Below are 13,726 nucleotides of genomic sequence, written 5' to 3'. Positions count from 1 at the left end.
AGATTAATTTTTAATGCTTGCAAAAGTACAAAGTTTGCTTTTTTATCAAAAGTTATTTGTTGTATAAATACGATTGTAAAATGATTGTAGCACTTATTTCATCTATAAGCGCTTTATTTTGACGCTGTTTTCTTTTTAAACCACCATCTATCATAGTTTGAAAAGCCATTTTTGAGGTAAAACGCTCATCGACTCTTTCTATAGGTATATTAGGAATTTCTTTTGCTAATTTTTCGAGGAAAGGAGTGATTAAAATTTCACTTTCACTATCAGAATTATCCATTTGTTTTGGTTTCCCCACCACAAATAATTCTACATTTTCTTTTGAAATATAATCTTTTAAAAAAGAAATAAGTTCATCAGTATTTACTGTAGTTAATCCTGAAGCAATGATTTGTAGTTCATCCGTTACAGCAATTCCTGTTCTCTTTTTTCCAAAATCAATTGCTAAAATTCGCGCCATGTGTTTTTGTTTAATATTTTACAAAAGTACTTTTTATGTTTTTAGTAGACTAAATTTGTGCCAAAACTATTATTGTCATTATTTTTGTTTAAAAAATTAAGAAATAATGACAGAATTACGTTCAATTATAGAAAATGCTTGGGAAAACAGAGAGTTATTAAAACAAGAAGAAACTGTTGCAGCAATTAGAAAAGTTGTCGATTTACTTGATGTAGGAGAATTACGTGTTGCTGAACCCACTAAGGATGGTTGGCAAGTGAATGAATGGGTAAAAAAAGCAGTGGTTTTATATTTTCCAATTCAAAAAATGGAGACTTTAGAAGCTGGTATTTTTGAATACCATGATAAAATTCCATTAAAAAGAAATTATCAAGAAAAAGGAATTCGTGTAGTACCTAATGCAGTGGCACGTCATGGAGCTTACATTTCTGCTGGAACTATTTTAATGCCTAGTTATGTAAATATTGGAGCATATGTTGATGAAGGTACAATGGTAGATACTTGGGCTACTGTGGGATCTTGCGCACAAATTGGTAAAAATGTACATTTATCTGGAGGAGTAGGCATTGGCGGAGTGTTAGAACCATTACAAGCGGCACCAGTAATTATTGAAGATAATGCTTTTATAGGTTCTCGATGCATTGTAGTAGAAGGTGTTAGAGTAGAGAAGGAGGCTGTATTAGGAGCCAATGTTGTTTTAACGGCATCTACAAAAATTATTGATGTAACTGGTAAAGAACCAGTAGAAATGAAAGGAGTTGTTCCAGCTCGCTCTGTTGTAATTCCTGGAAGTTATACTAAAAAATTTGCAGTAGGAGAATATAATGTTCCTTGTGCATTGATTATTGGTAAGCGTAAAGAAAGCACAAATAAGAAGACATCTTTGAATGATGCTCTTCGTGAATACGATGTTGCAGTTTAAATTGGTAATAAAAATATAAAAAAACACGCAAATTTGTTTGCGTGTTTTTTAGTTATGAAACTTATATTTGCTGGAAAATATTTCAGTTGACTAAAATAACAGCTATAATTCCAACTTTTAATGAAGAAGATAATATTCAAAGAGCATTGAATTCAGTTTCTTTTGCTGATGAAATTATAGTTATAGACTCTTTTAGTACAGATAAAACATCTAAAATAGTTAGAGATAATAAAGTAGTTAAATTATTACAACGTAAATTTGATGATTTCTCTTCTCAAAAAAATTTTGCTATTCAACAAGCTACATATAACTGGATTTTTTTATTGGATGCTGATGAAGAAGTTGAAGAAGAATTAAGAAAAGAGATTTTGTCAATAGTCAATAATGCAGAAGATAAATCAGCATATAATATTAATCGAAATTTTTATTTTAAAAGCAAAAAAATAAATTTTGGAGGGTTTCAAAGAAGTAAAGTAACACGCTTGTTTAAAAAAGAGTTTTGCTTTTATAAAGGAAAAGTTCATGAACAACTTGAGGTTAAAGGAAATGTAGGTTTATTAAAAAATAAGCTAAATCATTATTCGTATAAAAGCTATGCTCATTATAAAAACAAGTTGACGAATTATGCTAAATTACAAGCAGAAGAATTGCTTGCAAAAAAACAAATTGTTACTCCCTATCATTTATATATTAAACCTTTGGTAAGGTTTTTTATACATTACTTTATTCGCTTTGGGTTTTTAGATGGTAAAAAAGGGTTAGTATTAGCTTATGTGCATGGTTATGGAGTTAAGAGGAGATATATAGAGTTAAAATTGTTTAAAAATTAGTTATAATTTGTATTATAAAAAGACAAATATTACATGTTTAGAAGATTATTATTGAGAGTATTAAAAAAAATGACTTTTTTACCACAAAAATTATATATCCCTTTTTTATATGAGTATTATACAGGTAAGAAGTTAGATTTGAAAAAACCTGTTGAGTTTAATCAAAAAATACAATGGTTAAAAACGTTTTATCATCCTAATATACTTACAAAGTTAGTAGATAAATATGAAGTGAGAGAATATGTAAAAGAAAAAATTGGTGAAGAATATTTAAATAAACTCTATGGAGTATATGACTCATTTTCTGATATTAATTTTGCAGAACTTCCAAATGAGTTTGTAATCAAAGCTGTTCATGCCAGTAGTTATAACCTTATATGTAAAGATAAATCTAAGTTAAATTTTTCGAAACTTAAAAAACAGTTTAAAAAATGGTTATCCACAAATCAGTATTATCGTACGGGGCAAGAATGGGCATATAAAAATGTAAAGCCAAGGCTTATTGCTGAAAAATTAATTCAAGATGAAGAACGAGATTCGTTAACAGACTATAAATTTTATTGTTTTAATGGAAAAGTAGCACTACTTGAAGTTCATATTGATAGAGCAGAAAAGCATAAAAGAGGTTTTTATGATCTAGAGTTTAAAAAATTACCATTTTCTTATGTGGCAAAGGAAAAGTCTATTCAAGAGAATTTAAAGAAACCTGAAAATTTAGATAAAATGATTAAGCTTTCAGAAATTCTCTCTGCTAACTTTCCTTTTGTAAGAGTAGACTTTTATTCAGTTAAAGATAAAATAATTTTTGGTGAGATGACTTTTTATCCGTCAGATGGAAGAAAAGATTTTTATCCTGATAAATACAATAAAGAATTAGGTGATATGATTAAATTACCAGAACTTAACGATAGAAAGGAAATAACTAATATATAGATACAATGCCTTTTGAATTTACAATAGATGCTGTTATTACATGGGTAGATGGTAAAGATTTACTTCATCAACAAAAAATGTTACCTTATCTTGAGGATAAGAAAATAGTTAGTGATAAATCATTTCGAACCCGTTTTGATCAAGTAGAGGAAATTAAGTTTACTGTTGATTCAATATTAAAATTTGCTCCATTTATAAGAAATATTTTTATTGTAACAGATAATCAGTTCCCCAAATTTATTAAGAATAAGAAAGAGGATTCTTACAAAAATGTTTATATAGTTGATCATGAAGAAATTTTTCAAAAAAATGAAGAATTTTTGCCTGTTTTTAATTGTAGACCAATTGAAACTAAACTTTATTGCATTCCTAATTTATCTGAACATTTTGTGTATTTTAATGATGATATGTTTTTATTAAAAGAGGTTAAACCTTCTGATTTTTTTATTGAAGGAAAACCTGTAATTAGAGGTAAATGGAAAAAATTTAATGAAGATATACTTGTTAAAAAAATTTTTAATTCTGAAAAGAAAAGGAATAAGGCAGGTCATAAAAAAGCTCAGGAAATGAGTGCTAAATTAGTTGGGTTTAAAAAATATTATAAATTTCATCATGCTCCTTACTCTATGAGAAAATCAACACTTGAAAAGTTTTATACTAAAAATCCAGATATAGAAATTCAAAATATTCAACATAAATTTCGAAGCCCAAACCAATATACACCTCAAGGTTTAGCAAATCACATAGAAATAAAGAATAAAACAGGAATTCTAAAAAATGATTATCAATTAGTTTATATACAAAACTATAAAAAGCCTTTTTATTGGTTAAAGTTTAAACTTAATATTATTGCTAATAGAAAGAATAAACTTTTCTTAAATATGCAAAGTTTAGATCAATGTCCAAAGCATAAATTATCATTCATATTAAACTGGTTAGAAAATAGATTTTCTATTTAAAAAGATTATGATTGAATCAATTTTAAACAATTTATTAAAAGGAAAAACAATCCTTTATCCAACAGATACCGTTTGGGGATTAGGATGTGACGCAACTAATGAAGGAACTGTAAAGAAAATCTATCAGATAAAAAACAGAGAAGAAAGTAAAAGCTTAATTATTTTAGTAAGTTCAATAAATATGCTTAAAAAGTACGTTTCTGTACCTAAAAAAGCTCTAGAAATACTTCAAAAAGCAGAAAGACCAACTACTATTATTTATCAAAACCCTAAAGGATTAGCGTCTAATGTAATATCAAAAGAAGACAATTCCGTTGCTATTAGAATTGTTCAAGATGATTTTTGTCGTAAATTAATTAAAAGCTTTAAAAAGCCCATTGTTTCTACTTCAGCTAACATTAGTGGACAACCAACACCAATGTCTTTTTCAGAAATTGATAAAGCAATTTTGCATAGCGTAGATTATGTGGTAAATTTGCATCAAGAAAAAGTAGCAACTAAGTCTTCAACCATATTAAAGATAGTAGGTAAAGATATTGTTGTTTTACGAGAGTAAACCTATGCAAGAGCAATTTTATAAAGAGGCTTTATCAGCCGATATTTTCAAATATATTTCAGAAGCAACCGAAGAATTACAACTAGAAAGTTATGTAATCGGTGGCTATGTACGTGATTTTATTTTACAACGTGGTAACGCTAAAGATATTGATATTGTTACTGTAGGTAGTGGCATTAAATTAGCACAAAAAGTAGCAGATTTATTGCCTAATAAGCCCAAAGTTCAGGTTTTTAAAACCTATGGTACTGCTATGCTACGTTATCAAGATATTGAAGTAGAATTTGTTGGTGCTAGAAAAGAGTCGTATTCTGAAAATAGTAGAAATCCAGAAGTTTCTGAAGGAACTTTACAAGACGATCAAAACAGAAGAGATTTTACCATTAATGCGTTAGCATTAAGTATCAATAAAAACAGTTACGGAAAATTACTTGATCCTTTTAACGGAATTCAAGATTTAGAGAATAAGATTATTAGAACACCGTTAGATCCTGATATTACGTATTCTGATGATCCGTTACGTATGATGCGAGCTATCAGATTTTCTTCTCAATTAAATTTTAAAATTGAAGATAGGTCTTTACAGGCTATTTCTAAAAATTCAGAAAGAATTGATATCATTACAAAAGAAAGAATTGTTGATGAATTAAACAAGATTCTAGCATCTGATAAACCATCAATTGGATTTTTACATTTAGAAAAAACTGGTTTATTAGAAAGAATTTTACCTGAACTTATAGCATTAAAAGGAGTTGAAGAAGTAGAAGGACAAAAGCATAAAGACAATTTTTATCATACATTAGAGGTTGTTGATAATATTTCAGAGAATACAGAAGATGTATGGCTTCGTTGGGCAGCTTTATTGCATGATATAGGGAAAGCGCCTACAAAAAAGTTCCATAAAAAAAATGGCTGGACCTTCCATTCTCATGAGTTTGTGGGCTCAAAGATGGTTTTCAAATTGTTTAAGCGCTTAAAAATGCCACTCAATAACAAGATGAAGTTTGTTCAAAAAATGGTATTGTTAAGCTCTAGACCAATAGTTTTAGCTTCTGAAGTGACAGATTCCGCTGTGAGAAGACTTATTTTTGATGCTGGTGATGATATTGATAGTTTAATGACTTTATGTGAAGCGGATATTACGACTAAAAATCCGAAAAAATTTAAACGATATCATAAAAATTTTGAACTCGTTCGCCAAAAAATAAAAGAAGTTGAAGAGCGTGATCATGTTCGTAACTTTCAACCGCCTATAACTGGTGAAGAAATAATGGAAACCTTTAATTTAAAACCTTGTAGAGAAATAGGTCAAATTAAAGAAGCGATTAAAGAAGCAATTTTAGAAGGTATAATTCCAAATGAATATGAAGCTTCTTATGAATTTATGGTAAAAAAAGGAGAGGAGTTAGGTCTCATAATAGAACAATAAAAAAGAGAAGCAAAAGCTTCTCTTTTTTATTATGCTAATGATTGCATATCAACCAGTTTTTTATATGTTCCTTGTAGAGCAATTAAACTTTCATGTGTACCTTGTTCTACAATATTACCTTTTTGCATGACTACTATTAAATCAGCTTTTTGAATAGTAGATAAACGATGAGCAATAACTACTGATGTTCTGTTTTGCATCATTTTTTCTAATGCTTCTTGCACCAATTTCTCTGATTCTGTATCTAAAGCTGATGTAGCTTCATCTAAAATCATAATAGGTGGATTTTTCAAAACAGCACGTGCAATACTTAAACGTTGTTTTTGTCCGCCCGATAATTTATTTCCTCCGTCACCAATATTAGTGTCGTAGCCATTAGGTAAATCAACAATAAACTCATGAGCATTAGCTACTTTAGCCGCTTCAATGACCTCGTTTTCTGTTTTATTTTTTAAACCTAGAGTAATATTGTTTTTAATAGTATCATTAAATAAAATAGAGTCTTGAGTAACCAAACCTTCTAAATTTCGTAATGATTTCTTTTTGATAGTTTTAATATCTATTCCATCGATTTTGATACTTCCTTTATTAACATCATAAAAACGAGTTAATAAATTAGCTATAGTAGATTTTCCACTCCCTGATTGACCAACCAAAGCAACCATTTTTCCTTTAGGAATGGTTAATGAAAAATCCTTTAAAACATAATCATTTTCATATTTAAAAGAAATATTGTCAAAAACAATTTCAGATTTAAAAGTGTTTTTCTCAATAGCATTTGGGATGTCTTCCAAAGGGTTTTTGGTTTCTAAAATATCCAATACACGTTCTGCAGCTGCGTTTCCTTTTTTAACATTATAAGAAGCTTTAGAAATGGCTTTTGCAGGCGTAAGAATATTGTAGGCTAATCCCATATAAGCTATAAAGTCTTCACCATCTAAAGAGCCATCTACTAAAACTAAACGACCTCCGTACCATAATAAAACAGCAATGACTCCAATACCTAGAAATTCACTTGTTGGACTCGCTAAATTAGTTCTGTTTAATAAAGAATTTGAGTAGGTATAAAATCTATTAGTAGAGCCTTCAAACTTTTCTTCAAAATCTCTTTCGGCATTAAATCCTTTAATTACTTTTAATCCACCTAAAGTTTCTTCTAATAAAGAGAGAAAAAAGCCTTGTTCTTTTTGAACTTTATCAGATTTTCTTTTTAAACTTTTTCCAATTAGAGAGATTGCAAACCCAGAAATAGGAATAAAAATAAAAACAAACAAAGTAAGCTTTATGCTAATTAAAAGCATTGCAGCAATAGTAAAGATAATGGTAAGAGGCTCTCTAACCAACATTTCTAAAATAGATAGAAACGAATGCTGAATTTCTAGCACATCTGTACCAATTCTTGCCATAATATCTCCTTTTCTTTTTTCTGAAAAGAATGAAATAGGAAGATTTATAGTTTTTTTGTATAGATCATTTCTAATATCTTTTAATACTCCATTTCTTAAAAAAGTAATGAAGTACATTGCAAAATAATTGAAGATGTTTTTAAAGAAGAAAGTAAAAATAACTAAAGCCACTACAACCATTAAAGCTTTTGCTTTATCCTCACCAGCTACTTCTGATACGTAATATGAAACAAATTGCTTAAAATATTCAATAATTTTAGATATTCCTTGGTAGGTTGGTTTTACGGTTTGTTTTATAGAATTTGGTTTAAAAATCACTTCTAGCATTGGCATTAATACCAAGAAAGAAAGTGTTGAAAAAATAGCATATAAAATATTGAACAATATATTAAGTGCTCCGTAAGTTTTATAAGGTTTAGCGTAAGCTAAAATCTTTTTAAAATAATTCATTAAATACCTAACTGTTTAACAATTTGTTGAATTTTTGAGTCTAAAACAGGTTCTTTTATGGTTACTTCTTCAACAGAATTTACTTTTGTTTTTACACTGATGTAAAACTTAATTTTTGGTTCTGTACCACTAGGTCTACACGCTACTTTTGTTCCGTTTTCTGTTTCGTAGATTAAAACATTCGATTTTGGAATATCAAGAGTTATTTCTTCTCCAGTAGCTAAATTCTTTCTTACAGAAGATTGATAGTCGTTTAAAAAAGTTACTTTTTCACCATCAATTTCAGAAAGTGGATTGTTACGAAAATCAACCATCATTTGTTTTATTTGCTGAGCGCCTTCCATTCCTTTTTTTACCAAAGCAACCAAATGTTCTTTGTAAAAATGATGATTAACGTATAACTGAAGTAATTCTTCATAAAAAGAACTTCCATTTGCTTTTGCACCAGATGCAATTTCACAAGCTAAAAGGGTAGAGGTAACAGCATCTTTATCGCGCACAAAATCACCTACCATATAACCAAAACTTTCTTCTCCACCACCAATAAAATCAAGCTCAGGAAAATCTTTGATCATTTTGGCAATCCATTTAAAACCAGTTAACCCTACTTTAGTTTCTACACCATAACTATCTGCAATTTCATTAACTAAAGGAGTAGAAACAATGGTTGAACCTACAAATTGTTTTCCGTTTAATCTATCGTTATTTTTCCATTTTTTAATTAAGAAATCTGTCATTAAACTCATGGTTTGATTTCCGTTTAATAACTTTATGTTTCCTTCTAAATCTCTAACAGCAATACCAACACGATCTGAATCTGGATCAGTTCCAATAACAATATCTGCATCAACTTTATTCGCAAGATCTACTGCCATTTGAAGAGCCTCTGGTTCTTCTGGGTTCGGAGAATCAACCGTAGGGAAGTCACCGTTAGGTTCAGCTTGTTCCTCAACAATATGTACTTGAGTATATCCTGCACGTTTTAAAACTTCCGGAATCAATTTAATTGAGGTTCCGTGTAACGAAGTAAAAACTATTTTTAAATTTTCACGACCTTTTACATTAAATGTTCCATTTTTGATAGAAGCATCCCAAAAAGCTTCATCAATTTCACTACCTATATAAGTGATTAACTCATCATTTTTATTGAAATTGATATCTGAAAAATCTAATAAATTTACTTCAGAAATAATCTCTTTATCTTGTGGAGGAACTATTTGTCCGCCATCTGTCCAATACACTTTATAACCATTGTATTCAGGCGGATTATGAGATGCAGTAAGTACAATACCTGCTTGACAATTTAAGTGATTTACAGCAAAAGAAAGCTCTGGAGTAGGACGTAAGTCTTCAAATAAAAAAACTTGAATTTTATTAGCTGTTAATACATCTGCTACAAGTTTTGAAAACTTTTTACTGTTATGTCTACAATCATAAGCTATGGCAACTTTTATTGATTGATTAGGATAAGATTTGTGTAAATAATTGCTTAAACCTTGTGTTGCCTTCCCTAACGTATATTTATTAATTCTATTGGTACCAGCACCCATAATTCCACGCATGCCTCCTGTACCAAATTCTGTGTCTTTATAAAATCTATCAGTTAAATCATCTGACTTAGTTTCTAGTAATTGTTGAATTTCATGTTGAGTTTCAATATCAAATGTGTCAGATAACCAAGCTTGTGCTTTTTCAATAATTTCTTTCATAGAGTAATAAAAATAAGTATGCAAAGATACTGCTTAAAAATTGACTTTCTTTTTGATTTTATAATGTTTTTCGTGCGAATTGGTTTTAATTATCAATTCACCTAAAAAACCAGCTAAAAATAGTAGCGTACCTAAAATCATTGAAGTAAGTGCTATGTAAAACCACGGATTACTGGTAACTAATACAGTTTTTAAGCCTTCAGATAATCTGTATAATTTCATAACTCCAATATATAGAGCAGAGAAAAAACCGAAAATGAACATTAAAGTACCCCACAACCCAAAAAAGTGCATAGGTCTTTTACCAAATTTTGATAAAAAAGAAATAGTAATCAAATCTAAAAAACCATTTATAAAACGGTCTATTCCAAATTTTGTAACTCCGTATTTTCGAGCTTGATGTTGTACTATTTTTTCACCAATCTTATGATAACCTTCGTTTTTTGCTAAAACCGGAATATAACGATGCATTTCACCACTAACTTTTACGGTTTTGATCACTTCATTTTTGTAAGCTTTTAATCCGCAGTTAAAATCGTGTAATTTTAAACCAGATGTTTTTCTAGCAGCCCAATTAAATAGTTTTGAAGGGATATTTTTAGTAACTACATTATCATAACGCTTCTTTTTCCAACCAGATATAAGATCGTAGTCTTCATTTATGATCAATTCATAAAGTTCTGGAATTTCGTCTGGGTTATCTTGTAAATCAGCATCCATGGTAATAACAACATCACCCTGTGCTAAACCAAAACCAGCATCTAAAGCTTGAGATTTTCCGTAGTTTTTTTGAAATTTTATTCCTTTTACAGAAGTATTTTTTTGTGATAATTCTTCAATGATTTTCCAAGAATTATCGGTGCTTCCATCATCAATAAAAATGATTTCGTATATAAACTGATTGGATTGCATAACTTTTGCAATCCAATCATGTAATTCATATAAAGATTCTTCTTCGTTTAAAAGTGGTATTACTACCGATATATTCATAGTTATATCTTAAAATAATAAAAGGCAAATTTACAATTTACCTTTTATTATTACTTTTTAAATCTTTGTTAATATTGTTCTTCTTCAGATTTTTTCATTACAGCACCTGCAATGGCAGATACAATAAATCCACCAATAGCTGAACTAATAATACCCATAGCTGCTGTCATTAAAGGGCCTGAAAATTTACTCATCATCTCTTGAGAAGCTTCAATTTGTTCATCAGACATACCCTGATCTAACCATTTTTGTTGTTGGACTTCTATTAACTGAGTCATGTAATCAGGTTCAATAAAGTTCATAAAAATGTATTGATATATACTACCAACAAGGGCTGATACAATTGCAATTCCTACCCCAATTTTTACGGCTTGCCCAAATGATAAGAAGCCACCGTTAGATTCTTTAAACTTTTTTACACCTAAAACTATTATTGCAATAAAAGCTAAACCTGATACAAGGCTTACTGACCAATGAGGTTCTAAATGATTTCCAGTAGCATAAATTATTAAGCTTAAAAGAATGCTAATACCAGCTAATAAAAGACCATTATTAATAATAATTTTTTTACTGTCTACTTGATTTTCCATGGTTGTAAATGTTGATTAGTTGTTAAACAAATATATAATTTTTAATTAGTGTTAGCTGATTTTAAATTTAATCAATTAACAAATAGTTAGTATTCAAAGAATTAAAAATGTTACAGAAAAAACAAAGAAAATTGTTGCTTTTAACAGAAAAATGGTTGTAAATTTGCAGCGGCAAGTCCTACACAACCAGCTCCCTTTGAATCCCCCAGGGCGGGAACGCAGCAAGGGTATTAGGTCGTAGCGGTGTGATGTAGGTAGCTTGCCTTTTTTTATGCCTAAAAATTACTTCCTTGGGTGATATTTTTCAACAACTTCTTGTAAATAGCTTTTATCTAAGTGTACGTAAATTTCTGTTGTTGTAATACTTTCATGACCTAACAATTGTTGAATAACACGTAAATCTGCTCCGTTTTTTAATAAGTGTGTTGCAAAACTATGACGAAGCGTGTGGGGGCCTATTTTCTTTTTTAAGTTAATTTTTTTACCTAAATCATTTAATATAATGAATACCATTTGGCGTGTCAATTTTTTTCCTCGTCGATTTAAAAAAATAATATCAGCATTTTCAATGTCAGGTGCTATTTGATTTCGGATACTATGAATATACAGATTTAAGTATTTTATGGTTGTTATATGAATAGGAACAAACCTAAATTTATTCCCTTTCCCTAAAACCCTAATAAAACCTTCTTCCAGGAACAAATCAGAAAGTTTAAGATTTATGAGTTCACTTACTCGAAGTCCGCAACCATAAATCATTTCAATGATAGTACGATTACGTTCTCCTTGTGGATGACTTAAATCTATAGCCTGAATAAGTTGGTCTATTTCTTGTTGAGATAACGTGTCAGGAAGTTTTCTACCTATTTTAGGAGCTTCAATTAAGTCTACAGGATTGTCATTTCTGTAATCTTCAAAAACTAAATAATCAAAGAAACTACGCAATCCAGATATAATTCTGGCTTGACTTCTTGGGTTGACTTTTTTTGCTAACCTATAAACAAACTCTTGTATAGTATCTTTTTGAATATAAATAGGACTCTCTTTTAAGTTTATTTCAACTATAAATTGTTGGAGTTTTTTTACATCTCTTTCATAACTCTTTATTGAATTTGCAGAAAGCCCTCTTTCAATTTTAAGGTATAAAGTATAATCGTTTATAAGTTGAGTCCAATTCATAATATTGGTAAAAGTATTTAAAATTTAAATAAGAAAATATCCGCTTTTTTAAACTGTTAATTTTTTAATATTAATAATAACGAATAAAATTTTGTGGATTTGTAAAAACATATATCTTTGGCGACTTAATTTAAAAATCATATTATGAAAAAATTATTACTTACAATTGCTATGGTGGCATTAGGTTTGACTGCTAATGCACAAGAGGCTTCAGGTCAAACTTCAGAAGGAAAATGGTTAATAGAAACTAACACTGGTTTTGGAGGTGGTGGTGGATTGTTTGGTCATTCTTCTAATACAGGTTTTGGTCTAACTTCATTTGATGGTGCTACTATTTGGTCTGTAGGTGGAGAAGCAGGTTATTTTGTAATGGATAATTTAGCTGTTAAAGCTGGATTAGGTTATACAGATTTTGATGGAGATTCAGTGTTTACATATAAATTAGGAGGAAAATATTATGTTAATGGTAACATTCCTTTTCAAGTAGATGTTACTGGGTCAAGTGTTGATGGAGCTGCTGAGAACCCATTATGGTTAGGTTTACAAGGTGGTTATGCTATCTTTTTAGGAGATATGGTAAGTATTGAACCAGGTTTAAGATATAACTTATCTTTAAATGAAGACTTTACTGACGAAGGGATTTTTGAATTTAATGTAGGTTTTGCATTACACTTCTAAATCTTGAGTGTTAGAAATTATTTAAAAGGAAGCCATTGGCTTCCTTTTTGGTTTATATCCAATCAATATTTTTATATATTAGCCGTATAATAATTCAAGTTTATGAGACAAGTTTTTCTAATAATATTTACCTTATTATCATTGACAATTCATGCACAAGATAATTTTAATATAGGAATTAATGGAGGAAAAGTTTTTGGTAACGCTGAAGAATTTTCTAAGCTAGCTTTTGGATTTGATGCTAATTACTTATTTGATATTAGTGAAGATTTTAATGTAGGGCCATTTATAGGATTTGTACATTTTTTACCAGAAGGAGCACAAGAAGCACGCTCTTATGTACCTATAGGAGGCGCTATTCGTTTTCATTCATTAGATGATAATTTTTATGTTGGAGGTGATGTAGGTTTTGCAATAGGTATGTCTCCTGCAGGAGATAATGGAGGTGTATATTTAAAACCTTTATTAGGATATAAAATAACGGAGAGTTTTAAAATAAACCTATTTTATTCAGCAGTTAAAAAGAGGTTGCCAACTTACAGTTATGTTGGTTTAGGTTTAGTATTTGACTTTTTTGGTAGTAATGAATACTATGCTTATTAATACTGAAGTTATTTAAAATAAAAAGTATA

Annotated in this window: 14 protein-coding genes and 1 other RNA gene; 9 read left to right on the top strand and 6 right to left on the bottom strand. The window is 29.5% G+C overall.

Features of this window, described 5'->3' with window-relative positions; all coding sequences use genetic code 11:
* Positions 1–52: 52 nt before the first annotated feature.
* Positions 53–463 (bottom strand): Holliday junction resolvase RuvX, encoded by a 411-nt coding sequence (gene ruvX / locus SLH33_RS02345; protein WP_320417454.1) that lies wholly within the window; start codon positions 461–463, stop codon positions 53–55.
* 106 nt (positions 464–569) lie between these two features.
* Here ruvX and SLH33_RS02340 point away from each other — a divergent pair, with 106 nt between their 5' ends.
* The 6 genes from SLH33_RS02340 (at position 570) to SLH33_RS02315 (ending at position 6,092) form a co-directional block, all read left to right on the top strand.
* Complete coding sequence (locus SLH33_RS02340) at positions 570–1,385, top strand: 2,3,4,5-tetrahydropyridine-2,6-dicarboxylate N-succinyltransferase (protein ID WP_320417453.1); 816 nt, start codon at positions 570–572, stop codon at positions 1,383–1,385.
* An 86-nt stretch (positions 1,386–1,471) separates the two neighbouring features.
* Positions 1,472–2,215, top strand: a complete 744-nt coding sequence (locus tag SLH33_RS02335; protein ID WP_320417452.1) for a glycosyltransferase family 2 protein — start codon at positions 1,472–1,474, stop codon at positions 2,213–2,215.
* Between the two features lie 69 nt (positions 2,216–2,284).
* Positions 2,285–3,148, top strand: a complete 864-nt coding sequence (locus SLH33_RS02330; RefSeq protein WP_320417451.1) for an ATP-grasp fold amidoligase family protein — start codon at positions 2,285–2,287, stop codon at positions 3,146–3,148.
* A gap of 5 nt (positions 3,149–3,153) precedes the next feature.
* A complete protein-coding gene (locus SLH33_RS02325; protein WP_320417450.1) occupies positions 3,154–4,107 on the top strand; it encodes a Stealth CR1 domain-containing protein in 954 nt (317 codons plus the stop codon).
* A 7-nt stretch (positions 4,108–4,114) separates the two neighbouring features.
* Positions 4,115–4,663, top strand: coding sequence for an L-threonylcarbamoyladenylate synthase (locus SLH33_RS02320; RefSeq protein ID WP_320417449.1), 549 nt, complete (start codon positions 4,115–4,117; stop codon positions 4,661–4,663).
* Between the two features lie 4 nt (positions 4,664–4,667).
* The gene (locus tag SLH33_RS02315; RefSeq protein WP_320417448.1) at positions 4,668–6,092 is read left to right on the top strand and encodes a CCA tRNA nucleotidyltransferase; all 1,425 of its coding nucleotides are present in this window, start codon (positions 4,668–4,670) and stop codon (positions 6,090–6,092) included.
* 29 nt (positions 6,093–6,121) lie between these two features.
* On the opposite strand, the gene SLH33_RS02310 is transcribed toward SLH33_RS02315, so the two are convergent.
* The 4 genes from SLH33_RS02310 to SLH33_RS02295 form a co-directional block, all read right to left on the bottom strand.
* The gene (locus SLH33_RS02310) at positions 6,122–7,948 is read right to left on the bottom strand and encodes an ABC transporter ATP-binding protein (RefSeq protein ID WP_320417447.1); all 1,827 of its coding nucleotides are present in this window, start codon (positions 7,946–7,948) and stop codon (positions 6,122–6,124) included.
* Positions 7,948–9,657 (bottom strand): phospho-sugar mutase, encoded by a 1,710-nt coding sequence (locus SLH33_RS02305; RefSeq protein ID WP_320417446.1) that lies wholly within the window; start codon positions 9,655–9,657, stop codon positions 7,948–7,950. Before SLH33_RS02305 ends, SLH33_RS02310 begins: the two co-directional genes overlap by 1 nt.
* Before the next feature lie 33 nt (positions 9,658–9,690).
* Positions 9,691–10,647 carry a glycosyltransferase family 2 protein gene (locus SLH33_RS02300; RefSeq protein WP_320417445.1) on the bottom strand — a complete coding sequence of 319 codons (957 nt, stop codon included), beginning with the start codon at positions 10,645–10,647 and terminating at the stop codon, positions 9,691–9,693.
* Positions 10,648–10,715: 68 nt separating this feature from the next.
* Positions 10,716–11,237: a DUF4199 domain-containing protein gene (locus tag SLH33_RS02295; protein WP_320417444.1), complete on the bottom strand. Its 522-nt coding sequence runs from the start codon at positions 11,235–11,237 to the stop codon at positions 10,716–10,718.
* Positions 11,238–11,406: 169 nt separating this feature from the next.
* Here SLH33_RS02295 and ffs point away from each other — a divergent pair.
* An RNA gene (ffs, locus tag SLH33_RS02290) (signal recognition particle sRNA small type) lies at positions 11,407–11,505 on the top strand.
* 14 nt (positions 11,506–11,519) lie between these two features.
* Here the strand turns inward: ffs and xerD are convergent.
* The gene (gene xerD, locus SLH33_RS02285) at positions 11,520–12,416 is read right to left on the bottom strand and encodes a site-specific tyrosine recombinase XerD (RefSeq protein WP_320417443.1); all 897 of its coding nucleotides are present in this window, start codon (positions 12,414–12,416) and stop codon (positions 11,520–11,522) included.
* 144 nt (positions 12,417–12,560) lie between these two features.
* Here xerD and SLH33_RS02280 point away from each other — a divergent pair, with 144 nt between their 5' ends.
* On the top strand, positions 12,561–13,094 hold the full coding sequence (locus SLH33_RS02280) for a hypothetical protein (RefSeq protein WP_320417442.1): 534 nt from the start codon (positions 12,561–12,563) through the stop codon (positions 13,092–13,094).
* 102 nt (positions 13,095–13,196) lie between these two features.
* On the top strand, positions 13,197–13,697 hold the full coding sequence (locus tag SLH33_RS02275; RefSeq protein ID WP_320417441.1) for a hypothetical protein: 501 nt from the start codon (positions 13,197–13,199) through the stop codon (positions 13,695–13,697).
* Positions 13,698–13,726: the final 29 nt, after the last annotated feature.

Source organism: Tenacibaculum sp. IB213877 (assembly GCF_034043975.1).
Taxonomy (GTDB): domain Bacteria; phylum Bacteroidota; class Bacteroidia; order Flavobacteriales; family Flavobacteriaceae; genus Polaribacter.
Note: the sequence above shows the minus strand (reverse complement) of the source record. Positions and strands in the feature narration are given on the sequence as shown.

Excerpts from the sequence above, each read along its gene's own strand:
- ruvX (WP_320417454.1), bottom strand. The coding sequence starts at position 463 with ATGGCGCGAATTTTAGCAATTGATTTTGGAAAAAAGAGAACAGGAATT.
- SLH33_RS02340 (WP_320417453.1), top strand. The coding sequence starts at position 570 with ATGACAGAATTACGTTCAATTATAGAAAATGCTTGGGAAAACAGAGAG.
- SLH33_RS02330 (WP_320417451.1), top strand. The coding sequence starts at position 2,285 with ATGACTTTTTTACCACAAAAATTATATATCCCTTTTTTATATGAGTAT.
- SLH33_RS02325 (WP_320417450.1), top strand. The coding sequence starts at position 3,154 with ATGCCTTTTGAATTTACAATAGATGCTGTTATTACATGGGTAGATGGT.
- SLH33_RS02320 (WP_320417449.1), top strand. The coding sequence starts at position 4,115 with ATGATTGAATCAATTTTAAACAATTTATTAAAAGGAAAAACAATCCTT.
- SLH33_RS02315 (WP_320417448.1), top strand. The coding sequence starts at position 4,668 with ATGCAAGAGCAATTTTATAAAGAGGCTTTATCAGCCGATATTTTCAAA.
- SLH33_RS02310 (WP_320417447.1), bottom strand. The coding sequence starts at position 7,948 with ATGAATTATTTTAAAAAGATTTTAGCTTACGCTAAACCTTATAAAACT.
- SLH33_RS02305 (WP_320417446.1), bottom strand. The coding sequence starts at position 9,657 with ATGAAAGAAATTATTGAAAAAGCACAAGCTTGGTTATCTGACACATTT.
- SLH33_RS02300 (WP_320417445.1), bottom strand. The coding sequence starts at position 10,647 with ATGAATATATCGGTAGTAATACCACTTTTAAACGAAGAAGAATCTTTA.
- SLH33_RS02295 (WP_320417444.1), bottom strand. The coding sequence starts at position 11,237 with ATGGAAAATCAAGTAGACAGTAAAAAAATTATTATTAATAATGGTCTT.
- xerD (WP_320417443.1), bottom strand. The coding sequence starts at position 12,416 with ATGAATTGGACTCAACTTATAAACGATTATACTTTATACCTTAAAATT.
- SLH33_RS02280 (WP_320417442.1), top strand. The coding sequence starts at position 12,561 with ATGAAAAAATTATTACTTACAATTGCTATGGTGGCATTAGGTTTGACT.
- SLH33_RS02275 (WP_320417441.1), top strand. The coding sequence starts at position 13,197 with ATGAGACAAGTTTTTCTAATAATATTTACCTTATTATCATTGACAATT.